Origin of the sequence: Amycolatopsis taiwanensis DSM 45107, assembly GCF_000519205.1 — a bacterium.
Classification (GTDB): Bacteria; Actinomycetota; Actinomycetes; order Mycobacteriales; family Pseudonocardiaceae; genus Amycolatopsis_E; species Amycolatopsis_E taiwanensis.
The window spans coordinates 189,993-214,173 of sequence record NZ_JAFB01000013.1; the positions used below are offsets into that span (position 1 = coordinate 189,993).

A 24,181-nucleotide genomic window follows, 5' to 3' on the forward strand; every position below is an offset into this window, starting at 1 on the left:
GATGGACCGCCCGCGCCCGACGGGCTCTACTTTGGTGGAGGACTTTCCACAACCAGACGGGTTCGTGGTGGTTTTCGACGATACACCGGAGGCCCCCGTGTGACCTCCGACATTGTGGTGAACACGGAGGTCGCCGGTACGCTCGGCCGTTGCGGCATCCAGGTGGGCGTGGTGGCTCCGAGGATGATCGAGACCGGGCAGTCGCTCGGGATGGACGGGAGTTTCCTGCTATGAAGCTGCTCGGCGAAGGCGCCCGGCTGATCGACGCGATCACCGGCCGGGCACTCGAAGGCACCGAGCTGACCGGCGAGATCGCCCGCGAAGCGGACGCACTCGCCGCGCTGCCACCGGGCGCGGTATTCCTGCGCGCCGGCCTGGACCTGCCGAGCGTGCTGCGTTACCTCGGCGCGTTCTCCTCCGGCCGCGCGGTCGCCCTGCTCGACTCGGCGCTCGGCGCCGAAACGCTGACCCGCCTGCTCGACCGGTTCCGCCCCGCCGCCCTCCTCTGCGCCCCTGGTGAGGAACCTCCGTTCGGCTACGTCGTGAAGGACGACCACTGGGTGCGCACCGACGACGACACCGCCGCGCCGGTCCATCCCGACCTGGCCGTGCTCCTGTTCACCAGCGGTTCCACCGGAACCCCGCGGCTGGTCCGGCTTTCCCGGACGGCGATGCTGAGCAACGCGCGGGCCATCGCCGACGCGCTGTGCCTCGGTCGGGACGACGTGGCGCCGACCAGCCTGCCGTTGCACTACAGCTACGGCCTGTCGGTGCTCAACTCGCATCTGATCCGGGGCGCGACCGTGGTGGTCGAGCCCTCCGGCCTGCTCGGGCGCGGGTTCTGGGACGCCGTCGACGAGTACGGGTGCACCAGCCTCGCCGCGGTTCCTCACCACTACGAGCTGTTGCGCGGACTGAACTTCGAGCCCGCCCGCTACCCGCGCCTGCGCACCCTGACGCAGGCTGGGGGCAAGCTGCGCGCCGAGCTGATCACCGAGTTCACCCGGAAGATGCACGGCGTGGGCGGCCGGCTCTACGTCATGTACGGGCAGACCGAGGCGTCACCGCGGATGTCCACGATGCCCGCCGAACGGCTCGCCGAGAAACCCGACTCGGTCGGGCCGGCGCTGCCCGGGGGCAAGTTCAGCATCCGGCACAACGACGGGTCGGAGACCACCCACCCGAAGATCACCGGCGAGGTCGTCTACCGCGGGCCGAACGTGATGATGGGCTACGCCGAGCACGGAGCCCAGCTGGCGCTCGGGGACGAGGCCGGCGGCGTGCTGTCCACCGGCGATCTCGGCTACCTCGACGAGGAGGGGTTCCTGTTCGTCGCGGGGCGGCTCAACCGGATGGGCAGCGTGTTCGGCAACCGGATGAGCCTGGACGACCTGGAGCAGGCGGTCCGCGCGACCGGCCTCGGCATCGACGTCGTCGCCGCGGTCCCGGCCGACGACAAGGTGGTGCTGTTCGCCGAGGGCGCGGCCAAGGGCGTGTGCAAGCTGGCCTCGAATGCGCTGGCCGACCGGCTGCACCTGCATTCCTCCGGCTTCGACGTCCGGCCCATCGCCTCGATTCCGTTGCTGACCAGCGGAAAGATCGACTACCAGCAGCTCACCGAACAGGTCTGAGGCCGGGGTCAGAACCAGCGCTCGAGGACCTGGGCGACGCCGTCCTCGGCGTTCGGGGCGGTGATCTCGTCGGCGACGGCCAGGACCTGGGGGTGCGCGTTCGCCATCGCCACGCCGTGCCCGGCCCAGCGGAGCATCTCCACGTCGTTGGGCATGTCGCCGAAGGCGATGGTGCGCTCGGCGGATGCCCCGAGCCGCTCGACCACCTGCGCCAGCCCGCTGGCCTTGGTGATGCCGCGCGCGGCGATCTCGATCAGCCCGTAACCGGCGGAGAAGGTGACGTCCACCGACGAGTCGAGGACCGCACCGGCCGCCTCGGCCATCTCGTCCGAGCGCATACCCGGATGGCTGACCAGCAACTTGATCGCCGGCCGCCCGATCACCTCGGCCCGGGGCGTCTCGAATCCCTCGCCGTCGCCCCAGGGGTTGCGATAGCCCGGCTCGATGACCAGGTTCCGCACCTGCGGGTCGATCGCCCGGCCGCCGATCCGCTCGGCGGCGAAGCCACAGCCGGGCAGCGCCCGGTCCAGTTCCGCCACGACCCCGGCCAGCAGCATCGGCTGCAGCAGTCCCTGCACGTCGACGACCCGGTCCGCGCCGACGTCGTAGAGCACCGCGCCGTTCGCGCACACCGCGTACCCGGTGATACCGGCGGCCGCCGCCACCGACGGGATCCATCGCGGTGGGCGGCCGGTGGCCAGCACGACCGGCACCCCGTCCTCCCGCACGCGGCGCAGCACGGCCACGGTGCGCGGCGTCATCCGCTCGAAGGGATCGAGCAGCGTTCCGTCCACATCCGAGGCGATCAACAGCGGTTTCTCCACGTCACCATTGTCCACGAGCCATGGGGTGGGCCCGCGGCGCCAACGTTGCGGGGACGTTCGAGGAGTAGCGTGGCGGGATGCGCGTTGGCATCGTGATCCTGCCGGAGCACCGCTGGTGGGCGGCCGAGCCCAAGTGGCGGGCCGCGGAGGAATACGGCTTCGACCACGCCTGGACCTACGATCATCTCGGCTTTCGGTCGCTGGTCGACGGGCCCTGGTTCAGCTCGGTGCCCACGCTCACCGCCGCCGCCATGGTCACCTCGACGATCGGTCTCGGCACGTTCGTGGCCTCCCCGAACTTCCGGCATCCGGTCCCGTTCACCCGCGAACTGATCACCCTGGACGACATCGCCGACGGCCGCCTCGTCCTCGGTCTCGGCTCCGGTGTCGGCGCGCCCGAGTACGACGCGGTGGTGCTGGGCGAACCCGAGTTGACCGCCCGGCAGCGGGCCGACCGGTTCGTCGAGTTCACCGAGGCCCTGGACGGCCTGCTCACCACCGACCGGTTCGACTTCCAGGGCGCCCACTACACGGCGCGGGGCGCCCGCAACCTGCCCGGTCCGGTGCAACGCCCGCGGATGCCGTTCGTGATCGCCGCCAACGGTCCCCGAAGCATGCGGCTGGCGGCCCGGCTCGGTGACGGCTGGGTGACCACCGGGCGGCACCGCGACGACGCCGAGTCGTGGTGGAAGTCGCTCGCCGAACTGTCCGCGACCTTCGAGGAGACGCTCGACGCACTCGGGCGCGACCGCGGATCCGTGCGCCGGTACCTGATGCTGGACGCGGGCCCGGTGTTCTCGCTGTCCAGCGTGAACGCCTTCACCGACAACGCCGGCCGGGCCGCCGAACTCGGCTTCACCGACATCATCGCGCACTGGCCCCGCGCGGGAGATCCCTACGCCGGCCACGAGTCGGTGCTCGAGCGGGTCGCGACCGATGTCCTGCCCGGTCTGACCGGGCGAAACCCCCGGCCGGATGACTTCCCCGGCGGGGGGTGAGGTTGCGCTCGGTAGCGTAGGTACGCTCGCCGGCGTGAGTAGCTCTTTGTCAAGTCGCGGCAATCAACGTCACCACCACGCGCGCGCTTCTGCCCCGCTATCGGGGCGGCGGGGCGCCCTTGCCGAGGACGTGACTAGCGCCTGGATGGAGCGCCCCGTCGACAAGATCGCGGTCGCGCGCAAACTCGCGGAGGAACTGGCGTGAGGCAGCACACGACGCAGACAGATTTCACTGAATCCGACTTCGCCGGGTTTGACCTGATCGTGGTCGGTTCCGGGTTCTTCGGGCTGACCGTGGCCGAGCGTGCCGCCACCCAACTCGGCAAGCGGGTACTGGTGCTGGAGCGGCGCGGCCACATCGGCGGCAACGCCTACTCCGAACGCGAGCCGGAGACGGGCATCGAGGTGCACCGCTACGGAGCGCACCTGTTCCACACCTCCAACAAGCGCGTGTGGGACTACGTGAACCAGTTCACCGAGTTCACCGGCTACCAGCACCGAGTGTTCGGCAAGTACCAGAACCAGGTCTACCCGCTGCCGATGAACCTGGCGATGATCAACCAGTTCTTCGGGAAGTCGCACAGTCCGGACGAGGCGCGTGCGCTGATCGCCGAGCAGGCCAGTGAGTTCGACACCAAGGATGCGCGGAACCTGGAGGAGAAGGCGATCTCCCTGATCGGGCGCCCGCTCTACGAGGCGTTCATCCGCGGGTACACGGCCAAGCAGTGGCAGACCCACCCGTCGGAGCTGTCGCCGGCGATCATCACCCGGCTGCCGGTGCGCTACACCTTCGACAACCGGTACTTCAACGACACCTACGAGGGCCTGCCGGTCGACGGTTACACGGCGTGGCTGGAGAAGATGGCCGACCAGCCGGGCATCGAGGTGCGTGTCAACATCGACTATTTCGATGTGCGCGACCTGATTCCGGCCGGCACGCCGACGGTCTACACCGGTCCCCTCGACCGCTACTTCGACTACTCGGCCGGACGGCTGGGCTGGCGCACCCTGGACTTCGAGCAGGAAGTCGTTCCGACGGGTGATTTCCAGGGCACCTCGGTCATGAACTACAACGACGAGGACGTCCCGTTCACCCGGATCCTCGAGTTCCGCCACTTCTACCCAGAGCGCGACAACTACCCGAAGGACAAGACCGTCATCGTCCGGGAGTTCTCGCGGTTCGCCAAGGAAGACGACGAGCCGTACTACCCCATCAACACTCCCGACAACCGGGAGAAGCTGGAACGTTACCGGGAGTTGGCCAAGCAGGAGGCTGCCGAACGTAACGTGCTGTTCGGGGGGCGGCTCGGCACCTACAAATACCTCGACATGCATATGGCGATCGGTTCCGCGCTGTCCGTCTTCGACAACAAGATCGCGCCGCACCTCACCGAGGGTGCGCCGCTCGATGGGAGTCTCGATGCTTGAGAAGGCCACCGGCAAGCCCAGTGGCGAGGTGAAGGTGCTCGCCACGGCCCAGCGGCTGCTCAAGCGCCCCGGCGCGGTGAAGGCCGCGCGCGGCCTGTCGCATTTCGGCGAGCACAGCATCGGCTGGTTCGCGGCCGGGCTGGTCGGTGCCGCGGTGGACCGGCGGCACCGCAAGGACTGGCTGGTCGCGGCGGCCGGTGTGGTCGGCGCGCATGCCGCCTCGATCGCGGTGAAACGCGTCGTCCGCCGGCCGCGCCCGGACCACGAGAGCGTCGAGGTTCTGGTCGGCACGCCGAGCCGGCTGAGCTTCCCGTCTTCGCACGCCACGTCCACTACCGCGGCGGCGGTGCTCTACTCCGGTTTGACGGGGCGTAACCTGGTCCCCGCTCTCGTCCCGCCGATGCTGGCCTCCCGGCTCGTACTCGGCGTGCACTACCCGACGGACGTGTTGGCGGGGGCGGCGCTCGGCGGCGTTGTCGGTGGTCTGCTGCGCCGGAGGTTGGCAAGGCGGCCGGAATCCAAGAACTGAGATTGGCGAAGAGGGAAGCCGCTCGTGACCAAATCAATCAACGAGGAAGCCACGGAAGGTCCCGAGCCCGTGGGGACGGCTGAGCCTGCCGAAGGGGCCGCGGTCGAGACCGTCAAACGCGGTCCCGTCCGTATGGTGCTCGGCGTGGTCAAGACCGCACGGCCGCGCCAGTGGGCGAAGAACGTGCTGGTCTTCGTCGCGCCGTTCACGGCCGCGAAGATCCTGGACGGCCCGGTGCTGGTGGACGCGCTGATCGCGTTCGCCACCTTCTCGCTGGTCGCTTCGTCGGTGTATCTGGTCAACGACGCGGTCGACGTCGAAGCCGACCGCGCCCACCCGACCAAGCGCAGGCGGCCGATCGCGGCCGGGATCGTGCCGGTGCCGGTGGCCTACGCGGCCGCCGCGGTGTTCTTCGCGGTCGGGCTCGGTGTGTCGTTCTTGGCCAACCCACAGCTGGCCATCGTGCTCGCCGTGTACGAGGCCGTGCAGCTGGGTTACTGCTTCGGTCTCAAGCACCAGCCGGTGGTCGATCTGGCCATCGTCGGCTCGGGCTTCCTGATGCGCGCGATCGCCGGTGGTGTCGCCGCGAACATCGCGCTGTCCCAGTGGTTCCTGCTGGTCACCGCGTTCGGCTCGGTGTTCATGGTGGCGGGCAAGCGGTACGCCGAGATCATGCTGTTCGAGCGCACCGGCGCCAAGATCCGGTCCTCGCTGAAGAAGTACACCGCGAGCTACCTGCGGTTCGTCTGGGCCACCGCGGCCGCGATCCTGATCATGTCGTACGCGCTGTGGGCGTTCGACCTGCGCCGCGGCGCGGCCGGCTCGATCTGGCCGGTGATCTCCATGGTGCCGTTCGTGATCGCGGTCCTGCGGTACGCGGTGGACGTCGACGGCGGCACGGCCGGCGAGCCCGAGGAGATCGTGCTCAAGGACCGCGTCCTGCAGGTCCTCGGCGTGCTGTGGGTCGCGTCCCTCGGGATCACCTTCTACCTGTGACCCGCACACTCGAATCCTCGGCGCCGACCGAGAGCGTTCCCCCACAACCGCCCTCCACCCCAGCACCGCCGCTCACCCGGCTCAGCGGCGGCCGCGCCTTCGCCGAGCTCGGGATCGGGCTCGTTTTCGCGGTGCTGTTCAGCCTCGCGCTGCAGTTCGCGGCGAGCCGGCTGCGCATCGACCCGGGCACCAACGTCCCGACCGCGCTGGCGGTACTGGCCGCGCTCGCGATCTTCACGGTGCTGTTCGTCGTGATCGGCTTCGGCCTGGCGCGACGGTGGCCGATGTGGGTGAAGCTCGGCGGCGTCTGGGCGGCGCTGACCGCGCTGACCACCCTGCTCCTCGCGGTGCCGCTACAGGCCAGCCGGTTCTTCCTGGAAGGGTCCAGCGTCGACAACACCTTCCGCCTGCAGTACCTGGAGCGGATGGCCTCGACGGGCTCGCTGGCCGACATGAACTACTCCGGCCTCGCCCCCTACTACCCGGGTGGCTGGTTCTGGCTGGGCGGGCGGTTCGCGAACCTGCTCGGCTGGGACGGCTGGGCCGCCTACAAGCCCTACGCGATCACCTGGATCGCGCTCACCCCGGTGGTCGGGTTCGTGCTGTGGAGCCTGGTGGTCAGCCGCCGGCTCGCCGTGCTGGCCACCCTGCCGGCGGTGCTCGCCGGGTTCATCTCGGTCGCGGTGGACGAGCCCTACGCGTGGCCGTCCTCGGTCTGGCTCCCGCCGATCGCCGTGCTGGCCTGGCAGGTCTTCCAACGGCGCGAGCGCGTTCCGGCGTGGACGATCGTGCTGATCGGCGGGTATCTCGGCTTCTGCGGCATCACCTACACCCTGCACCTGGTGTTCGGGGTGCTGCTCGTGGTGATCCTGGCCGTGCTGGCCGGGGTGCTCGACGTGCGGCGCGGCGCCGCTGCCGGGCCGACGGTGCGGCGCCTGCTGCTCCGGCTGGTGGGAGTCGGTGCGCTCACCGGTGTGCTCTCGTTGCTCACCTGGGGGCCGTTCATCCTGGCCGGCGGCCTGGGCAAGCCGAACGTCGCCGCCCACTTCCTGCCCGAGAGCAGCGTCAACTTCCCGACGCCGTTCGTGCCGGACAGCATGTTCGGCGTGCTGTGCCTGGGCGGGCTGGTCTGGGCCGTGGTGCGGTCCCGGCGCAACCCGGTCGCGCTCGTGCTGCTGGTCACCACGATCCTGGTGTACCTGTGGTTCGCGGCGTCGTCGCTCGCCCTCCTGATGCGGACGACGTTGCTCGCGTTCCGGTTCGTCGCCACCATCGACATCGCGCTGGCGGTGGCGGGCGTGTTCGGTGCGGTGGAACTGATCCGGGCGGTGGGCCGGCACGTGCGGCCGGTCGCCGCGGCCGGTTTCGCGCTGGCGCTCGCCGGCGCGCTTTCCCTGGCACAGACCGGCCTCGCGTCGATGAAGGACACGATCAGCACCGCCGAATCCGACTACTACGCGGATGGCTTCAATGCCAAGGGCCAGCACGACCCGAGCGAGGACGGCGCCTGGACCGGCGAGCTGATCAGCACCATCAACTCCCTGTCCGGCCGCCCACCGACCGCCAACATCGTGCTGTCGTCCTACGACCGGCTGCTTTCCTTCCAGCCCTACTGGGGATTCCAGCAGACCACCCCGCAGTACGCGAACCCGCTGGCCGGTTACGTCGAGCGCAACGAGGAGATCAGGCACTGGGCGGAGTCGGCGGATCCGGACGAACTGCTCGCGCGCCTGGCCGCCAACCCCCACGAGGCGCCGAACGTCTTCGTGCTCCGCACCGACGGTGACGAGCTGGTGATGCCGATCGCCTCGGACATCTTCCCGCAGGCCGTCCCGGTGCACGTCGACGATGTGCGGTTCGACCCGAAACTGTTCGGTTCACCACGCTTCACGCGCGAGGATGTCGGGCCGTTCGCGGTTATCGTCAAACGGTGAATGCTCCCTGGCTACCCGCACACGTTCTGGGTAAGACTGGGTAGACATCGCGCGGCGCTTTGGCGTGGGAAGGGCTGGTGGTGAGACGGTCCTGGTGGTTTCCCGTGACGGCTGCCCTGCTGTCCGGGCTTACTTTCCTCCTGGTCAAGGACAGTCTCACGGATGATGCCTACATCACCTTGGCGTACGCGAAAAATCTCGCGCTGCGCGGGGAATGGGCGCTCATTCCCGGGCACCCGGCCAACACCGCGACGTCACCGCTCAACGTCGGCCTGATCGGCCTGGTCGCCTTCCTGACCAGGGTCTCCGGCTCCGCGCATCCGGTGCTGGCGCTGGGCGTGGTGAACATGGTCGCCGCGGCCGTGTTCGGCTGGGGCTGGGCGCGGCTGCGCCTGCCCGCCGTGGGCTTGGCGCTGGTGCTGCTGAACCCGCTCCTGCTGTCCGCGGTCGGCCTGGAAGTCCTGCTGGTTCCGGCCGTGCTGGTCCTGCTCGTGGTGTTCGCGACCGAGCATCGGCCGTACGCGTTCGGGCTCGCGGCGGGCCTGACCATTCTGACCCGGCTCGACCTGATCGTCTTCGTCGTGCTCATCGGCGCCACCCTCCACCGCGGCTGGTTCAAGGCCGTGGGTCCGACCCTGCTGGTCGCCTTGCCGTGGCACGTGTTCAGCTGGTTCGTGTTCGGCTCCGCGGTGCCGGACACCCTGGTGATCAAGCAGTTGCAGCGCAGCTTCGGCGGCGCAGGCTACTTCAAGACCGGCCTCCAGGCGATGTGGGGCCAGGATCCGAAGACGGTGCTCACCTTCCTGCCCGCCGAACTGGGTGTGCTCGCGCTCCTCGGCTGGCTGGCCTCGGGCCGGTTCGGCCCGTTCGGTGCCCTCGGCGTGGGCGGGATCGCTTACTACGCCGTGTATTCGGTGCTCGGCGTCCCGCCGTACCACTGGTATTACGTGCCGCCGCTGGTGGCTCTGACCATGGCGGGGACGGCGATTGTCACGCGCCTGCTCGAAGGTGCGAAAAAGCCTCGCGCGAGAGTGCCTGCCCTGGTGCTCGTCCCGCTGCTTGTGGCCGGCTATCTGCCCGCGTTCCTCGGGCGCGGAATCCCGTGGGCGTACCCGCCGTACTTCGGAAACTGGGCCAGCGCCACCGACTATGCCCGGGTCGGCCGCGAACTCGCCGCACGGGTCGGCACCGGCGCGGTCGGCGGGCCGGGCGAAATCGGCACGCTCGCCTACTTCTGCGACTGCACCATCGTCGACGGTTTTTCCGACCGGGGCCTGCTTCCTGCGCAGATCGACCAGCGCATCGAGGGAGCGGGCCCGGTGTTCGCCACCCTGCTGAAGGTCAACTATGCCCGGTTCGACCGATCTCTGCGGCCCATCAAGCTCACCTACCAGCTCAGCTTCACCACCGAACCCGGCGACTGGACCGTCTACTCGGCGGCCAAAGGCGTGCAGCATCTCACGCTGACCAGAGCCGGGTGAGCCGGGACGAGCACGTTCCGGAAGAAGCTGACACGATCATGTGACGCACAATTGCGGAACCGTCGAATCATGGGTCAAAATGAGCCGCCATGATTTACCCCCTGTACCGCCGTGGCACGTTCGCCGTGCTGGCCGGCGATTCTTATCCGGTTTCCTACACCGCGGATGCGGATTACGTGCGGTTCGCCGATGGCGGCACGAAACCGGTGGATCTGTGCGAGCGGGTTTTCTCGGTTCAGGTCTACGCGACCTACCGGGACCACACGGTGCTCGTGGACGGCGTGGACGAGGCCGGCCTGGCCCGGGTGATGGAAGCCGAATGGGACGGCGACTGGGCCACCGAGAACGGTTTCGTCCACGAGAACGCCTACGAATACTTCAAGACGGTGGACCTGCGCGATCTGCGCGACTACTACGAGAAACAGAGCGATCTGCTGTTCACCCGGTGGCGCGCGATCCATTTCGCCCGCCCGGTCGACGGACTCCGGCTGCGGGAGAACTGGACCGGCGACCTGGCCGTCGGCGGGCGCCCCCGGTCCGGGGTGCTGGCCGGGGAGGACGGCCGCGTGGCCGCGGTGACCACGCGTGCCGAGTACCTGGGGCACCCCTGCGAGGTGGCCGGGATCGCCGAAGACGGCTCGGTCCACATCCACTCGCTGAGCCTGGCGGGCTCCCGTGCGGAAGCCAACGGTTTCGTGCTCGGCGACAACGGCCGGTGGGCCAAGACCGTGCACATCTACGACCTGGCCCGTTACCACGAGCACCACGCGGACCTGCTGTTCGACCGATGGCGCGAGTCGACCTCGAGCTGACCCCGGGCTGACCTTGGGAAAAGGTCAGATCGGGAGCTTGCGGAAGATCGGCCGGGGGACGTGTCGCAGGATCGACATGACCATGCGGAACTGGGCCGGGGCCCACACGAGGTCCTTGCCCTTGCGCGCGGCGTCCACCGCGATCTCGGCCACCTGCTCGGCCGTCTGCTCCAGCGGCGCCTTGCCAAGGCCCTCGGTCATCTTGGTGCGAACCTGACCCGGCCGCACCACGGTCACCCGGACCCCGTGCGGACGCAGCGCCTCACCCAGGCCCAGGTAGAACCCGTCGAACCCGGCCTTCGTCGAGCCGTAAAGGAAGTTCGACCGGCGTACCCGCTCCCCGGCCACCGACGACAGCGCGATCACCCTGCCGTGGCCCTGCTTCTTGAGCCTCTCCGCCAGGGCAACGCCGACCGAGACCGCGGCGGTGTAGTTCACCGTCGCCAGCTCGACCGCCTTCGCGTGGTCCTGCCACACCTCTTCGGCGTCCCCGAGCAGCCCGAACGCGACCACCGTGACGTCGATGTCGCCGTTCTCGAAAGCCTTGTCGAGCACCGCCGGATGCGCGCCGGTGTCCCCCGCGTCGAAGTCCACTTCGGACACCTCGGCGCCGTTACCGCGAAGCCGTTCCGCCGCCAGCTTCCGCCGCTCCGACGGCCGGGCGGCCAGCACGACCTTCAGCGGGCGCTCGGCCAGGTACTTCTCGGCGATCGCCAGCGCGATGTCCGAGGTGCCGCCGAGCAGCAGCAGCGACTGGGGATTTCCTACCGCGTCGATCACAGCTCAAGCCTCCGGCTCATGTCTGAAGCGAAAACCCCTTCGGGGTCAACGGAATGACGGATCTTGCGCCACTCGTCCAGGCGCGGGTACATCTTTCGGAACAGCTCGGGGTCGGTGCGCGAATCCTTGGCCGTGTACAAGCGGCCGCCGATTGCGATCACTTCGTCGTCGAGCTCTTGGCAGAACTGGCTGAGCCCCTGCTTGATCGGGAAATCAAGGCACACCATCCAGCCGGGGTGCGGGAAGGACAACGGCGCCCGGTTTCCTTCGCCCATCTGCTTGAACACATTGAGGAACGAGTAATGGCCGGAATTGGCGATCTTGACCAGGATCCGGCGCAGATCCTCGTGCGCGTTCAACGGCGTGCTGAACTGGTATTGGAGAAAACCCTTGGAGCCGTAAGCGCGGTTCCACTCGCCGAACATGTCGAGCGGGTGGTAGAAGGCGGTCAGGTTCTCGACGTGACCGCGCTTCTGCTTCGGTGATTTGCGATACCACGCCTCACCGAGCGCGCTGAACGTCAGCTTGTTCGCCAGGCCGTTCGGGAAGACGTCCGGCAGTGTGGCCAGCTTCGGCGCGTCGAACTTCAGCGGGTCGGCCCGCAGTTTCGGCGGCAGGTCATCGAGCTTGGCAAGTGATCCGCGGCTGAACGCCGCTCGCCCGAGCTTGGACCCCTTGGAAATCGAGTCGAACCAACCGGAGGAGTACGTGTAGTTGTCCTCCGAGCCGTTGCTGACCAGTTCGAGGGTCTCGTCGAGGTTGTCCGTCCGGTCGAGGTCGGCGATGAAGTACGCGGTCTCGGTCTTCGTCATCGCGATCGTCGCGCGCACGATGATGCCGGTCAGGCCGATGCCGCCGACCGTGGCCCAGAACAGGTCCGATTCCGGCCCCTCGGGAGTGAGGGTGCGGATGCTGCCGTCCGCGGTGATCAGATCCATCGACACCACGTGGTTGCCGAAACTGCCGGCGCTGTGGTGGTTCTTGCCGTGGATGTCGTTCGCGATCGCTCCGCCGATGGTGACCTGGCGCGTCCCGGGCAGGACCGGTACCCACAGTCCGTGCGGCAGCGCCGCCTTCATCAGCTGGTCGAGGCTGACGCCCCCGTCGACCACGACGTGCCCGCTGTCCGGGTCGATCGAGTGGATCCGGTTCAGCGGCGTCATGTCGATCACCAGGCCGCCGGCGTTCTGCGCCGGGTCACCGTAGGACCGGCCGAGCCCGCGGGCGATCACCCCGCGCTCACCCGCCTGCGTCACCGCCCGGGCGATGGCTTCCACGTCGGGGGTGCTCAGCACGTCTGCGACTGTCGGGGCGGTTCGGCCCCAACCGGCCAGTGTCCGGCGCTCGATATGCGGTGTGGGGTTCACCTGGACCAGAGTAACGATCGGGTTGCCGGGTGCCGCGCGGGCCCGTGACAGCGTCTCTTCTACACTTTCCGGGGTCCGCGAATTCCCAGCCGGCGAGGTAGTTCAAGTGGTGTCCACGGAACCGCAGGAGTCGACGCAGGCTGCCAATGCCGCGCCCGGCTTGATCGGCCAGTTGTTGCGATTCGCGCTGATTGGGGGCTTTTGCGCACTCCTCGATTACGGCACGTATGCGGGCGAGCGGGCGCTCGGCATGGACTCCTCGCCCTGGGTGAACATCGCCCGCGCGATCAGTTTCATCGTCGGCACTACCACCGCGTATTTTCTTAACCGCAAGTTCACATTCTCTGCGGGCCGTCGTGAGGGTAAGGGGCAGGTCGGCGGTTTTGTGCTGCTCTACGCTGTGACGTTCTTCGTCGCGGTCGGCATGAACGCGCTGATGTTGACGGTGCTGCCCGAATCGCGCTGGCAGGCCACGGTAGCGTGGGTCATCTCGCAGGGCACCGCGACCGCGATCAACTTCGTGATGTTGAAATGGGTCGTGTTCCGTGAGCCGAAGTTGGAGGAGAAGGCACCATAATGGCCGGACGGGCAACTACCAGGGCGAAGACCGCTGCCGCGACGAAGGAGCAGACCACGTTCTCCGAGCACACTCCGCACGGCAGACTGACCGCCCAACGGGGCCTGTTCTCCGGTCCGTCTCCGGTGGTGCCCAAGGACCTCTACGCCGAAGTGCGCAGCGGGCTGGCCGCCCGTAGCCGGGACAGCGTCGTGCTGGAACCGGCGACCACGGTGTCCGGCAACACCTACTTCGGCCGCTTCCCGGCCAGCTACTGGCAGCGGTGGACCACCGCGCGTGAGGTCCGGGTCGAGGCGGTCGTGACCGGCGCCGGCCTGCTCGCCGTGCGGGCCTCCGACATCGAGGGCGAGCCCCGCACGGTCGCCGCGCAGGAGATCAGTGACGCCGAACTGACCGTGGTCGCGTTCGACCTGAAGATCGACAAGTTCTTCGACGGCGGCGCGCTGTGGCTCGACCTGGAGACCGAGGCGGGGCAGCGGCTGACCGTCGAGCGGGTCCGGTGGACCGTCGAGCCGCCGGAGCGGATCCGGCCCACCGCGGTGACCATCTGCACGATGAACCGCGCCGACGACTGCCTGAGCAACCTGCGCGCGCTGGCCGACGACCTGGCTTCGCTGGACACCCTGGACGCGATCTACGTCGCCGACCAGGGCACCGACCGGGTGGACTCGCGCGACGGCTTCGCGCAGGTAGCGAAGGACCTCGGGGACAAGCTGCGCTACCTCAACCAGCCGAACCTCGGCGGCGCCGGCGGGTTCACCCGCGGCCTGTACGAGGTGGCCGGGCACACCGAGACCGAGCACGCGAACGTGCTGTTCATGGACGACGACGTGCTGCTCGAACCGGACCTGATCATCCGGATGACCGCGTTCTCGAACCGGACCGCCAACCCGATCATCGTCGGCGGCCAGATGCTCAACCTGCTGCACCCGCACCAGTTGCACGTCGGAGCGGAGTACGCGCGCCTGAACACCCTGGAGCCCGGGCTTCCGGTGGAGCACAGCCTCACCACCGCGGACCTGCTCGGCGTCGACGAGGAGACGGGCAAGCCCAACCGCCAGGAGCGGCGCCTGGACGCCGGGTACAACGGCTGGTGGTCCTGCCTGATCCCGTACGAGGTCGTCAAGGCGGTCGGTTACCCGCTGCCGTTCTTCTTCCAGTGGGACGACGCCGAGTACAGCTACCGCGCCCGCGCCCACGGCTTCCCCACGGTCACGCTGCCCGGCGCCGGCGTGTGGCACGCCGACTTCTTCTGGAAGGACTGGGACGAGTGGCACCGCTACTTCAACCTGCGTAACTCGATCATCACCGCCGCCCTGCACAGCGACTTCAACCTCAACTTGCTGTGCCGCGTGCTGACCGCGCAGCTGGTGCGGTACCTGCTCGGCATGCAGTACGGCCTGTCGCACACCCTGATCAAGGCGATCGAGGACTTCCTCCAGGGCCCGGAGATCCTGCGGGACGGGGGCGTCTCGGCGATGAAGGAGATCCGCGAGCTTCGCGCCCGCTACCCGGAGACCATCCGGCACGACGCCACCAACGTGCCCGGTATCGCCTCCAACGACATCGGCATCATCAACACCGCGCCGCGCCCGACCCTGCAGCGCCTCACACTGGTCAAGCGCGTAATCGACCGGCTGCGCGGCCGGTCCAAGTTCTCGCTCGGCGCGATCCCGCTCGACGAGGCGCACTGGTGGCACGTGGGACTCTTCGAGACCGCGGTGATCACCGACGCGTCGCAGGAGGGCGTGCGGGTCCGCAAGTACGACCGGGACCGCATGTTCAAGCTGGGCAAGCACGGGCTGTCCGTGATCAACCGGCTGCGCAAGGAAGGCCGGGCCGTCCAGGACCAGTACCGTCGCGCCGTGCCCGAGCTCACCAGCCGCGAGAACTGGAAGCGCCTCTACGAGCTCTAACCCCTAGCGAGTCCCCCACTCCCGTCACGCGAGTCCCACGTTCAGGACACGCGAGTCCCACGTTCGCGGTGCGCGAGTTCCGCGTTCGGGACGCGCGAGTTCCGCGTTCGCAGTGTGTGAGTTCCGCACTCCCGTAACGTCGGACTCCGCGCTAGTCTCACCCTCCGTGATGAAGAGGGGACGGGCGGTCACGGCTGTCGTGGCCGCCCTCATGATTCCACTGTCGGCTTGCACCCACTCGATTCCGGGGGGACGCCCATGGTGCGGGCGTGAACGTCAGAACACCGAGGGGAGCGACACCAGAGGGAGCGCTCGGCGAGCAGATCGGCGCGTGGACCCCGACGACTTATGCCGGTCTCGCTACCTTCGACGCGTGCGCGATCCTGAGCCTGGCGGAACTCGAAAAGGCCGAATTCGAAGCCGATCCCAATAACGAGTACCACGACCAGCATTTCACCGCGAACGCGATCGAGCCGCAGGCCGAGCACTATGGCCTCATGGACGGCGCCGGCACCTGTCAGGCATACATGAAAGGCCAGAACCTTCTCGATCTGAACATTTCCAGGTTCCGCTGCAGAGCGCGGACAACCGAGATCGGGATTTACGCTACGCGCGGCAGTCGCAGGTATAGGAGGAGACCAGGAACGGCATCCAGGTCATTACCTCCAAACCTGGCGGGTCGGATGCAACTCTGTTGACTTTCTTCGGCACCGACCACTGGGCCAGGCTCAACCTCACGCTCAAGGGCACCGATACGACGAAATCGCCCGATGAGATCGTGAATTATCCGACCGAGCTGGTGTCGGCCAAGCTTGCCGGCGGTCCGGCCGCGGCCGGGCAGGCGACGCGCAACTACGGCGCGCCATACGACTTCGCCCACCGGCATGCTCGATCTTCCAAGCAGCCGATTTCGCCAATACGTTCAACGAGCCCGAACTGGGCCGGGTCGCGGAGGTCTACGATTTCGGCGAGCGGCAGCAGTTACTCAGCGTGCGAACAGTAGCGTGGTCGGCCCCATTCGAACGCGGCGGCCTCACTTGCGAGGTCGAGACCTCTCGCGAGGCCGAGTTATCCCTGGAGGGCTTGCTCATTGGACTGGAACTCGTCGTGGAGATCCGGGGATTCTAGAGCGTATCCGCGATGTTCGCTCAAGCCTGCTGGATGCCGTGATAGGTCACGACGCTGGCAGCTTCGGCTCGACAAAGCCATCGGTTTTCTCGACGATCGTGCACATCTCCTCGGTCGTCGCACCCCTGAGGGTCCTGGCCTCGATGTCGACCCGGCCGGAACCGACCGCGACAGCGGCTATGCACGAGATTCCGGATCCGCTGTTTGTGAGCAGCACTACTTGGCGACCTGCGTTTGACGTCGTCTTCGTGGTCTGCCCGCCGTTGGGGTTGACGTCCTCGAGCCCTTGTGCGGGACGCACCGTGATGCTGAACGCTACCCCGCCAGCGCCGTTCGTCACTGACTTGTTCCACTGACAGTTGCTGGTTCCTGTGCCTCCAAGCTCGCCTTGATCGATAGGCGGGTTAACGCCAGGTACGACTTGCTTCGCTTCATCGTCGGTGAGGAGGGAGCAGGCGTTGAGCCCGGCCAGGCCATTCGCGGCGCCGGATGACGGGGATGAACTTGCACCTGATCCGGCGCTTTGGCCACTAGATGGCGACGGTTGGCCGGGCTGCTTGCTTGTACATGCAGCTGCCGCTAGTGCGGCGGCGGCGATGACTGTGGTGAGGGCTGCTGTGCGCACCCATATCCTCCGCGTCGGACCTGTTACTCAGCGTGCGTACGGTAATGCGCTCAATCGTCTGCTTCGGCCGGAGGATGCGGCATAGCGGCGCACGGCGTAGTGGTGGCCCGTGGCGGAGCTATCCCCGGCGGGCTTGCTTGTTGGACTGGACGTCCGACTCCTCACGAGTGCCTGGGGATTCCCGAGCTGATCCGCGATGTTGGTTCAAGCCTGCTGGATGGCGGGATGGGTCACGACGATGGCAACCTTGGTTCGATGTAGTCGGACAGCTTGCTGTCCACTTCGAAGGCAGCGTCAGTCGTGCCAGGAACGACCTCGGTATCGATGTCGACCCGACCTGATCCGGCCTCGATGCTAACTTGGCAGGACCCCTGTCCTTGACTGTTCCTTAGAACAACTACCCGGCGACCGCCTGTCGTCGTTGTGTTGGATACCGTTGAATCGGGGCGGTTTGGGTTCGGCTTGACCTCCGTGATGCTTTGCGCGGGCCGCACCGTCACGCCGAAAACAACGCTGCCTTGACTGCTCGCCGCAGGCGTCACCCACCGGCAGTTGCTGGTACCAGGACCGCCGATCTCGCCCTGATCTGTGTGGGCTCCGGCCCCGGGGACCACTTGTTGCGCTTCGGCGTCGGTGAGCAGGGTGCATGCGTTGAGGCCGGCGAGCCGATTCGTTGCTGTGTCGGTCGAGGAAGCTCCCGCGCTCGGTGCGGCTGACTGCTCGCTGGTGGGCGAAGCTTGCCCGGTTTGGGTGCTGGTGCAGGCCGTGACGACCAGCGCAGCAGCCGCGATGAGTGTAGTGAGGGTTGCTGTCGAGCGCACCCGTGTCCTCCGTGTCGGCGTGGTTACTTGAGCGCTCCGGCGTTGCCGTGCTCGGTGTCCTGGTAGTTCTGCTTGGCCTTGTTGAGGGCGTCCCGGATGTTATCGAGCACGGCACCAAGCTGGTCGACCACCGCGTCGGCAGAGTTGGTCAGTCCGCTTCCGCCCTGCTGAACGTGGGCAGAGACCGTCTCCGCGTACGGACCTGTACCAAGCTGGGGCGGATCTGTGACTACCTGCAAGTTGTATCGGAGGGTTGCTAGTTCGGTGTAGCCGGCGTTGACGGCGTTCATGAGGTCGTCGAAGCCGCCTTCTTCGATGCGCAGTTGTCCAGAGTTGGCGGCGTCCTTCAGGCCCTGGGATGCTTGCTTGGCCTGGTCAATTGCCTGGGCGCTCATACCTGCGGAGACGGCCGCGCGCACGCCGTTCATGATGGCGCTGCCGAGCGGGGCACCGGCCGTACCGGCTGCGGCTGCCGCACCGGGGGCTGGGTCGATGATCGCCATGACTTCCCTCCGACTGTCGTGTTCGAGTTGAAAGTAGCAGCGGTGGACGCGGCTGTGCGCCGGTTCGTCGCGATTGACCGCGGTCTCGACCATGTTTCTGGTCGAAAGCGGTCACGTGAGGGCAGCGGGATCGCTACCCTACTTACGGGCCAAGTTTTCCCGCGAGGGGTAAGGGGACGAGGAGAATGACTGCTCCGCAGGCGCCGAAGACCTACGGTGACGAGCACAAGACCGTGGACGAAATTGCGGCAATGTCCGACGGCGAGCGGCAGCAGTACCTTGACCAGCGTATATCGCCGCAGGAGCGCGATGCGTACCTCCACGACAGCGAAAACGCCAAATACGCGGACATGCCATGGTTCGGGCGCATAATCGCAGACGCGAAGGCGGGGGAAGAGTCCAAGAAGTACAGCCAGCAGAGCGCACAGCAGGCGACTAGCGCGGACACCCAGTACGTCACCGGCCTCTCCCCGTCGAACACCAACTACAAGGCCATCGACCACGCAGAACTGCAAGGTTACGTCGACAACGGCTTGAATGCAGGCCAGATCGGCACGATGTCCAACGGCTATCATGACATGGCCGGCGCGTTCGACCGTATTGCCAACGCTTTCAACGATGCTGTGAACAAGTCGCAATCCAAGTGGGAAGGCGATGCGGCGGATTCTGCGCGCGGTTTCTTCACCAGCATGCAGCAGTGGGCCGACGGGAACGCGCAGAACGCGCGACTGGCGTCGGAGGTCACCTACCAGCAGTCCACGGCGGCGCAGACGGCGAAGAACAGCATGCCGGCGCCGGTCCCGTTCAGCTGGGCCGACGAGATGAAGAGCTGGGCGTCCAACCCCAACCCCTTCACCATCGTCGACCAGATCCAGCAGTCGCAGCAGAAGGCCCAGCAGAGCGCGCAGGCGCATGACCAGGCCGCCCAGGTGATGTCCACCTACGACAACAGCCTCTACTCGGCCGCCTCGAAGCAGCCGGTGTTCGCCGAACCGCCGAAGTTCGCGCCGCCCGGGTCTGTCGGCACTGGTGAGCTCTCCGGCAATATCGGCACCACACAGCCTTCCGGGTACAACGATCCGTCGGGCCGAGGCGGTGGCGACAGAAGCGGCTTCTCGGTGCCTGGTGGTGGCAGCAGCGCAGGGTCGGTCACCGGCGCGCTGGGCGGCGCCGGGGGGTCGCCGTTGGGCACTGGGGCCATGACCGGGTCGACCCGTATCCCGCGCAACGACACGAGGGCCCAGGGCTACCAGCCGTCGAACAATTTCAACCCGCTGTCCCCGACATCGGCCAACAACGGGCCCAACCCGCTGACCACGGGCGGCATGCCGCCGATGATGCCGCCGATGATGGGTGGCGGCGGCATGGGCGACGACAGCTACTCGGGTTCGGGCAAGGGTCTCGGACGTGGCGGCGGGTTGGGACCGGGCGGGGGCTCGGGAACCGGCTCCGCGGCCGGCAGCGGCAGTGCGGCGGGCGAGGGCGCGCGCACGGGGATCCGGGCCGGCGGGGCCGGGGCGGCCGAAGCAGCCGGTGCGGCCGGCGCCGGCTCTCGCGGCGGCGCCGCGGGTGGCCGTGGCGCCTCCGGTATGGGCGGCATGGGCCGTGGCCGCGGCGAAGGCGGCGAGGACGAGGAACACCAGCGTCCGTCCTGGCTGGTCGAGGCCGACCCGGACGAGGTCTTCGGCACCAGCGAGCGCACCGCCCCACCCGTCATCGGCGAGTAACGGTCACCGCAGGCCGAACACCTTGCCCCGGCGTTGCAGGTCGTCCACGTAGGCGGCCGCCACGTGCGCGAAGTTGACCACGACCTTGGTGTTCTCCTTGGTCTGGACGGCTTCGACGGAGCCGTGTTCGAGCAGCAGGTGTAGTTTGCTGGACAGCTCTTCCGCGTCCTTGACGTTGAGGGCGAAGACCAGGGGTTCGCCGCCGGTGGCAAGGTGCAGGATGAGCGCGGGTTTCGTATCGGCCATGGGTCCAGAACAGCAGTTCACGATCTCGCGCGGCAAGCGGGTTCGCTCAAAGCAGAGGAGGGGGAGGAGCCGTGAGTAACTCGTTCTCGTTGTCACTGGCGGCGATGGACATCCTGGTGGAGCGGCAGCAACTGGGCCGCGCGCCGATGCCGTTCGAGGTGCCGCACCTGGGCACGACGTTCGAGGACCGGGCGCGGATCCGCGAGGCGGTGTTTCGGGACCTGGAGTCCCGTGGCCTGTTCAGCCGTGGCCGGGTGGACCCCGACGTCGAACTCGCGCTCCGGACCATCGTGCAGGGTCCGATCGCGATCATCGCCGTGGCGCAACTGGACGAGGGCAAGCAGCTGTTCGCCAGGGTGGCCTCGGACGGGCAGTACGCGGTCCTCGTCCGGCAGGACGGGAACATGCTGGTCTTCACCGAGGTCCGGCCCCCATCGATCGTCCCGAGCATCGTCGATCTGCTTCCGGCGACGCCTCCGGCGGGTGGCCAGTCGGTGACGGTGGCCAAGCCCGAGCCGAAGCAGCGGGCCCGCCACTCCCTCGACGACGACGGCGGTTACGACCCGTTCGCGAACGTCTCGCGACCCCGGACGCAGTCGACGGCGCCGGCCCAGCTGCGCGCGGTGGAGCGGATCTTCCAGAAGCCGAAGCTACGCATGGGCCAGTTCACCGCGTTCACGAACGGTGGAGCGTCACTGACCCCGACCGTCTGGATCGACACCCCGGACGGCCGGTACTTCATCACCTCACGGGACGCCGAAGACGGTCAGAGCTGGCTCACCTACGCCCCCGCGGACAGCGCGCGGATCGCGCACCACCTGCACGGCCAACTCCAGGGCCGCGCGTAGCGCGCATGAGTGAGGAGTTCATGCCGAATTTCGTCAGTAACGGGTCACTCATGCCGCGAGGATATTGACGTGCGTCGGGCGGCGGGTTAGTAGCGGAAGAAGCGCTCCCGTTGGCCCTGGCGCACCAGGCGCAGCCACCGCAGGAACGCCTTCGGGTCGCGCTTGACGCCCAGGAAGTACAGCCCGAAGCGGATCACTTCCAGCGCGCCGATCTTGCGCATGCCCGGCTGTGACACCAGGTAGCCGCGGTTGCGGTAGGTGTAGTACCGCTTGACCTCGTTCTCCGGGTCCTGCGCGTGGAACCGGCCGCCGAGCATGGGCTTGAACTCGTCCGAGCCGTCCGGGTGCAGGTAGGCGACCTTCAGCGAGGTGCCGAACGGCAGGCCGGAGCGCACCAGGCGGCGGTGCACCTCGACCTCGTCACCGCGGACGAACAGCCGCAGGTCCGGCACGCCCACCACGTCCAGGGTGGAGGCACGGAACAGCGCCCCGTTGAACAGGGACGCGATCCCGGGCAGGAAGTCGGTGCCCAGCTCGGCCGCGGAGCGTTTCCAGGTCAGGCCGCGGCGCAGCGGGAACGCGAGCCGCTCGGGGTTGTCGATGTTCGTCACCATGGGCGAAACCTCAGCCAGCCCGCGCTTCTCGGCCTCTTCGAGCAGGACGGCGAGCACGCTGTCGTCCGCGGGCCGCCCGTCGTCGTCGGCGAGCCACACCCACTCCGCGCCCAGGGCCAGCGCATGCAGCATGCCCAGGGCGAACCCGCCCGCGCCACCGAGGTTGCGGTGCGAGGGCAGGTAGGTGTGCGGCAGCGGGAACGACTCGACGACGTCCCGCACGGGCTGGTCCGGCCCGTTGTCCACGACCACGAGGTGGTCGACCGCGCGGGACTGGGCGGCGATGACCTTGAGCGAGTCCGCGAGCAGGTCACGGCGGTGCCGGGTGACCACCACCGCCACCACCGCACCCGGACCCAGTGGTGCCTGCTCCCGAACCGTCGTCATCTCACTCTCCGTTGACCGTCACGGGTTCGACCCCGAGCCGTTCGGCCATTTCCGGGCTGATGTTCTCGAACGGGTCCCTACCCTTGTACGCGGTGAGCACCTCGCGCAACGACCCGTGCATACGCATCCGGCCCTCGTCCATCCAGATGGCCGTGGTGCACAACTCCATGAGCAGGTCGTCGGCGTGCGAGGCGAAGACCAGCAGGCCGGAGCGGCGCACCAGGTCGACCAGGCGGTCCCGGGCCTTGTTCAAAAACGCCGCGTCCACCGCACCGATGCCTTCGTCCAGGATGAGGATCTCCGGGTCGATGGTGGTCACCACGCCGAGCGCCAGCCGCACCCGCATACCGGTGGAGTACGTGCGCAGTGGCATCGCCAGGTAGTCGCCGAGCTCGGTGAACTCGGCGATGTCGTCGACCCGCTTCTCCATCTGCCTGCGGGTCATGCCGAGGAACAGGCCACGGATCATGATGTTCTCGTAGCCGGAGATCTCCGGGTCCATGCCGATGCCGAGGTCGAACACCGGTGCCACCTTGCCCATGACACGCGCCGAGCCACGGGTCGGTTCATAGATTCCGGACAGCAGCCGGAGCAGCGTCGACTTGCCGGCCCCGTTGTGGCCGACCAGGCCGACCCGGTCGCCGTCGGTGAGCGAAAGCGAGACGTCCTGGAGCGCCTCGATGATCGGCACCTTGCTCTCGGTGCCGATCTTGCCGCCGACCTTGCCGAGCACCCGCTTCTTCAGGGAACGCGTCTTCGCGTCGAAGATCGGGAAATCGACATAAGCGTTACGCACGTCAATGCTGACCATTACTCATCACACCCAGTAGGAGACGCGGGCTCGGTAGTTGCGCATCGCGACCAGCGCGAGTAGCCAGCCGACGATCGTTATTCCGCCGACCACGACCCAGCTCCAGATGTTGACCGCCTGCCCGATCAGCGGCGCGCGAAGGATCTGCACGAAGTGATAGAAGGGGTTGAGGTGCACCAGTGGCACGACCCAGGTCGCCAGGTCGCTGCGGGCGCCGTGACCGTAGAGCTGGTCGATCGGCCACACGATCGGCGTCATGTAGAACAGCAGCTGGATCAGTGAGTTGATCAGCTGCGGGAGGTCCCGGTAGCGGGTGGAGATGATGCCGAGCAGCATCGTCACCCAGCATGCGTTGACCGCCAGCAGGACGAACGCGGGAATGGCGCTCAGGCTCCACCAGCCGATGCCCGGGTGACAGATCACCGTATCCGGTGTGCAGGTGGTGTTGACGAGGTCATAGGAACTGCTGAGGTGCGTGAAGAAGATGGCCGCGATGATGACCACGACGATGATGTTGTGCGCGAACATCAGCGTTTGCCGCCAAACCGTGCGCAGCACGTACACCGTCAACGGGGCCCGGATCTGCTTGATCAGCCCCTCGTTGGTGATGAACGTTTCCATCCCCTCGGACAGGCAGCCGCTGATGAAACCCCAGACGATGAAGCCGGTCGCGATGTAGGGCAGGAACGTCGACACGCTCAGGTGCCACAGCGTGGAATACAGGATGCCCAGGCCCAGTGAGATGACGGCCTGGCTGATGGTGATCCAGAACGGGCCGATCACCGATCGCCGGTACCGCTGCTTTATGTCCTGCCAGCCCAGGTGGCCCCAAAGCTCCTGCTGACGAAATCCTTCCCTGATGTCTCCGAAGGCGCGTGCAAAGGTGCGACTGTCCGACGACGGAGGGTTCGGCATTGAATCGCGTACGAGGTCGGCGGTCTCATCGACCGTGCTGGTGGCTTGCACCCGCTCAGGGTAGCCAGTGTGAGCCGCGTCCGATGCTGAGGGCATCGATCAGGTCACCCCAATCGCGCGGTTGGTCGGTCAACTCGCGATACCGTAACGAAGCCGCGTTGCGCGGTTTGTCCGAGGTGACGGCCTTGGGGCACACTCCTGGTCGTGCGGTGAAGCCGGGCAGGCAGGCAACGTCGCCGACGGGTCCGGCGTCTTAGCGGCAAGGGAAATGACGTCCTGCAAT

General features: G+C 67.5%; 25 protein-coding genes. 15 read left to right on the forward strand and 10 right to left on the reverse strand.

What is annotated here, in order from left to right; genetic code table 11:
* The first annotated feature begins 99 nt into the window (after positions 1-99).
* Positions 100-234 (forward strand): hypothetical protein, encoded by a 135-nt coding sequence (locus A3CU_RS55110; RefSeq protein ID WP_281174109.1) that lies wholly within the window; start codon positions 100-102, stop codon positions 232-234.
* Positions 231-1,631 carry an AMP-binding protein gene (locus A3CU_RS0111770; RefSeq protein WP_027942462.1) on the forward strand — a complete coding sequence of 467 codons (1,401 nt, stop codon included), beginning with the start codon at positions 231-233 and terminating at the stop codon, positions 1,629-1,631. The genes A3CU_RS55110 and A3CU_RS0111770 overlap by 4 nt, the downstream gene beginning before the upstream one ends.
* Before the next feature lie 8 nt (positions 1,632-1,639).
* Here A3CU_RS0111770 and A3CU_RS0111775 read toward each other — a convergent pair whose 3' ends face one another.
* Complete coding sequence (locus A3CU_RS0111775) at positions 1,640-2,455, reverse strand: HAD family hydrolase (RefSeq protein ID WP_027942463.1); 816 nt, start codon at positions 2,453-2,455, stop codon at positions 1,640-1,642.
* 77 nt (positions 2,456-2,532) lie between these two features.
* Between A3CU_RS0111775 and A3CU_RS0111780 the strand changes: the two genes are divergently transcribed.
* From A3CU_RS0111780 to A3CU_RS0111810, 7 genes are all read left to right on the forward strand, one after another.
* A complete protein-coding gene (locus tag A3CU_RS0111780; RefSeq protein WP_027942464.1) occupies positions 2,533-3,453 on the forward strand; it encodes an LLM class flavin-dependent oxidoreductase in 921 nt (306 codons plus the stop codon).
* Between the two features lie 201 nt (positions 3,454-3,654).
* Positions 3,655-4,881 (forward strand): UDP-galactopyranose mutase, encoded by a 1,227-nt coding sequence (glf, locus tag A3CU_RS0111785; RefSeq protein WP_027942465.1) that lies wholly within the window; start codon positions 3,655-3,657, stop codon positions 4,879-4,881.
* Entirely contained in the window at positions 4,874-5,410 is a 537-nt protein-coding gene (locus A3CU_RS0111790) for a phosphatase PAP2 family protein (protein WP_027942466.1), read from the forward strand. The genes glf and A3CU_RS0111790 overlap by 8 nt, the downstream gene beginning before the upstream one ends.
* Before the next feature lie 132 nt (positions 5,411-5,542).
* Positions 5,543-6,406 carry a decaprenyl-phosphate phosphoribosyltransferase gene (locus A3CU_RS0111795; protein ID WP_052371661.1) on the forward strand — a complete coding sequence of 288 codons (864 nt, stop codon included), beginning with the start codon at positions 5,543-5,545 and terminating at the stop codon, positions 6,404-6,406.
* Positions 6,403-8,340, forward strand: a complete 1,938-nt coding sequence (locus A3CU_RS0111800; protein WP_027942468.1) for an arabinofuranosyltransferase — start codon at positions 6,403-6,405, stop codon at positions 8,338-8,340. Before A3CU_RS0111795 ends, A3CU_RS0111800 begins: the two co-directional genes overlap by 4 nt.
* A 104-nt stretch (positions 8,341-8,444) precedes the next feature.
* Positions 8,445-9,821 (forward strand): hypothetical protein, encoded by a 1,377-nt coding sequence (locus A3CU_RS0111805; protein WP_084143212.1) that lies wholly within the window; start codon positions 8,445-8,447, stop codon positions 9,819-9,821.
* Between the two features lie 89 nt (positions 9,822-9,910).
* Positions 9,911-10,633, forward strand: a complete 723-nt coding sequence (locus A3CU_RS0111810) for a hypothetical protein (RefSeq protein ID WP_027942470.1) — start codon at positions 9,911-9,913, stop codon at positions 10,631-10,633.
* A 24-nt stretch (positions 10,634-10,657) separates the two neighbouring features.
* On the opposite strand, the gene dprE2 is transcribed toward A3CU_RS0111810, so the two are convergent.
* Both dprE2 and dprE1 read right to left on the reverse strand, forming a co-directional pair.
* The gene (gene dprE2 / locus A3CU_RS0111815; protein WP_027942471.1) at positions 10,658-11,413 is read right to left on the reverse strand and encodes a decaprenylphospho-beta-D-erythro-pentofuranosid-2-ulose 2-reductase; all 756 of its coding nucleotides are present in this window, start codon (positions 11,411-11,413) and stop codon (positions 10,658-10,660) included.
* Positions 11,410-12,780, reverse strand: a complete 1,371-nt coding sequence (dprE1, locus tag A3CU_RS0111820; RefSeq protein ID WP_156960319.1) for a decaprenylphosphoryl-beta-D-ribose oxidase — start codon at positions 12,778-12,780, stop codon at positions 11,410-11,412. The genes dprE2 and dprE1 overlap by 4 nt, the downstream gene beginning before the upstream one ends.
* A gap of 106 nt (positions 12,781-12,886) precedes the next feature.
* Between dprE1 and A3CU_RS0111825 the strand changes: the two genes are divergently transcribed.
* The 4 genes from A3CU_RS0111825 to A3CU_RS0111835 all read left to right on the forward strand — a co-directional run bounded on the left by A3CU_RS0111825 (position 12,887) and on the right by A3CU_RS0111835 (position 16,276).
* Positions 12,887-13,357: a GtrA family protein gene (locus A3CU_RS0111825; RefSeq protein WP_027942473.1), complete on the forward strand. Its 471-nt coding sequence runs from the start codon at positions 12,887-12,889 to the stop codon at positions 13,355-13,357.
* Positions 13,357-15,273 (forward strand): glycosyltransferase, encoded by a 1,917-nt coding sequence (locus A3CU_RS0111830; RefSeq protein WP_027942474.1) that lies wholly within the window; start codon positions 13,357-13,359, stop codon positions 15,271-15,273. Before A3CU_RS0111825 ends, A3CU_RS0111830 begins: the two co-directional genes overlap by 1 nt.
* Positions 15,274-15,542: 269 nt before the next feature.
* Positions 15,543-15,971 (forward strand): hypothetical protein, encoded by a 429-nt coding sequence (locus A3CU_RS52335; RefSeq protein ID WP_156960320.1) that lies wholly within the window; start codon positions 15,543-15,545, stop codon positions 15,969-15,971.
* Positions 15,968-16,276: a hypothetical protein gene (locus A3CU_RS0111835; protein ID WP_027942475.1), complete on the forward strand. Its 309-nt coding sequence runs from the start codon at positions 15,968-15,970 to the stop codon at positions 16,274-16,276. Before A3CU_RS52335 ends, A3CU_RS0111835 begins: the two co-directional genes overlap by 4 nt.
* Before the next feature lie 171 nt (positions 16,277-16,447).
* Here A3CU_RS0111835 and A3CU_RS51015 read toward each other — a convergent pair whose 3' ends face one another.
* The 3 genes from A3CU_RS51015 to A3CU_RS0111845 all read right to left on the reverse strand — a co-directional run bounded on the left by A3CU_RS51015 (position 16,448) and on the right by A3CU_RS0111845 (position 18,443).
* On the reverse strand, positions 16,448-17,026 hold the full coding sequence (locus tag A3CU_RS51015) for a DUF3558 family protein (RefSeq protein ID WP_169739619.1): 579 nt from the start codon (positions 17,024-17,026) through the stop codon (positions 16,448-16,450).
* Between the two features lie 230 nt (positions 17,027-17,256).
* Positions 17,257-17,847 (reverse strand): DUF3558 family protein, encoded by a 591-nt coding sequence (locus A3CU_RS51020; protein ID WP_084143214.1) that lies wholly within the window; start codon positions 17,845-17,847, stop codon positions 17,257-17,259.
* Positions 17,848-17,870: 23 nt separating this feature from the next.
* Positions 17,871-18,443, reverse strand: coding sequence for a hypothetical protein (locus A3CU_RS0111845; RefSeq protein WP_027942477.1), 573 nt, complete (start codon positions 18,441-18,443; stop codon positions 17,871-17,873).
* A 92-nt stretch (positions 18,444-18,535) separates the two neighbouring features.
* Here A3CU_RS0111845 and A3CU_RS0111850 point away from each other — a divergent pair, with 92 nt between their 5' ends.
* Entirely contained in the window at positions 18,536-20,077 is a 1,542-nt protein-coding gene (locus A3CU_RS0111850; protein ID WP_052371648.1) for a hypothetical protein, read from the forward strand.
* A 3-nt stretch (positions 20,078-20,080) separates the two neighbouring features.
* On the opposite strand, the gene A3CU_RS0111855 is transcribed toward A3CU_RS0111850, so the two are convergent.
* Positions 20,081-20,323 carry a hypothetical protein gene (locus tag A3CU_RS0111855; protein ID WP_027942479.1) on the reverse strand — a complete coding sequence of 81 codons (243 nt, stop codon included), beginning with the start codon at positions 20,321-20,323 and terminating at the stop codon, positions 20,081-20,083.
* A gap of 71 nt (positions 20,324-20,394) precedes the next feature.
* On the opposite strand from A3CU_RS0111855, the gene A3CU_RS0111860 reads away from it, so the two are divergent.
* Positions 20,395-21,171, forward strand: a complete 777-nt coding sequence (locus tag A3CU_RS0111860) for an ESX secretion-associated protein EspG (protein WP_027942480.1) — start codon at positions 20,395-20,397, stop codon at positions 21,169-21,171.
* Positions 21,172-21,257: 86 nt separating this feature from the next.
* Here A3CU_RS0111860 and glfT1 read toward each other — a convergent pair whose 3' ends face one another.
* From glfT1 to wzm, 3 genes are read right to left on the reverse strand one after another with little or no spacing between them, the layout of a single operon-like run.
* Positions 21,258-22,172 (reverse strand): galactofuranosyltransferase GlfT1, encoded by a 915-nt coding sequence (gene glfT1, locus A3CU_RS0111865; RefSeq protein ID WP_027942481.1) that lies wholly within the window; start codon positions 22,170-22,172, stop codon positions 21,258-21,260.
* Between the two features lies 1 nt (position 22,173).
* Positions 22,174-22,983 (reverse strand): galactan export ABC transporter ATP-binding subunit Wzt/RfbE, encoded by an 810-nt coding sequence (gene wzt / locus A3CU_RS0111870; protein WP_027942482.1) that lies wholly within the window; start codon positions 22,981-22,983, stop codon positions 22,174-22,176.
* 6 nt (positions 22,984-22,989) lie between these two features.
* On the reverse strand, positions 22,990-23,949 hold the full coding sequence (wzm, locus tag A3CU_RS0111875; RefSeq protein ID WP_027942483.1) for a galactan export ABC transporter permease subunit Wzm/RfbD: 960 nt from the start codon (positions 23,947-23,949) through the stop codon (positions 22,990-22,992).
* Positions 23,950-24,181: the final 232 nt, after the last annotated feature.

What these genes read in the sequence shown, in the direction of transcription:
- A3CU_RS0111790 (WP_027942466.1), top strand. Translation starts at nt 4,874, where the DNA reads ATGCTTGAGAAGGCCACCGGCAAGCCCAGTGGCGAGGTGAAGGTGCTC.
- A3CU_RS0111780 (WP_027942464.1), top strand. Translation starts at nt 2,533, where the DNA reads ATGCGCGTTGGCATCGTGATCCTGCCGGAGCACCGCTGGTGGGCGGCC.
- A3CU_RS0111850 (WP_052371648.1), top strand. Translation starts at nt 18,536, where the DNA reads ATGACTGCTCCGCAGGCGCCGAAGACCTACGGTGACGAGCACAAGACC.
- A3CU_RS0111810 (WP_027942470.1), top strand. Translation starts at nt 9,911, where the DNA reads ATGATTTACCCCCTGTACCGCCGTGGCACGTTCGCCGTGCTGGCCGGC.
- A3CU_RS0111845 (WP_027942477.1), bottom strand. Translation starts at nt 18,443, where the DNA reads ATGGTCGAGACCGCGGTCAATCGCGACGAACCGGCGCACAGCCGCGTC.
- wzt (WP_027942482.1), bottom strand. Translation starts at nt 22,983, where the DNA reads ATGGTCAGCATTGACGTGCGTAACGCTTATGTCGATTTCCCGATCTTC.
- A3CU_RS0111795 (WP_052371661.1), top strand. Translation starts at nt 5,543, where the DNA reads ATGGTGCTCGGCGTGGTCAAGACCGCACGGCCGCGCCAGTGGGCGAAG.
- A3CU_RS0111855 (WP_027942479.1), bottom strand. Translation starts at nt 20,323, where the DNA reads ATGGCCGATACGAAACCCGCGCTCATCCTGCACCTTGCCACCGGCGGC.
- A3CU_RS0111770 (WP_027942462.1), top strand. Translation starts at nt 231, where the DNA reads ATGAAGCTGCTCGGCGAAGGCGCCCGGCTGATCGACGCGATCACCGGC.
- glfT1 (WP_027942481.1), bottom strand. Translation starts at nt 22,172, where the DNA reads ATGACGACGGTTCGGGAGCAGGCACCACTGGGTCCGGGTGCGGTGGTG.
- A3CU_RS0111830 (WP_027942474.1), top strand. Translation starts at nt 13,357, where the DNA reads ATGGCCGGACGGGCAACTACCAGGGCGAAGACCGCTGCCGCGACGAAG.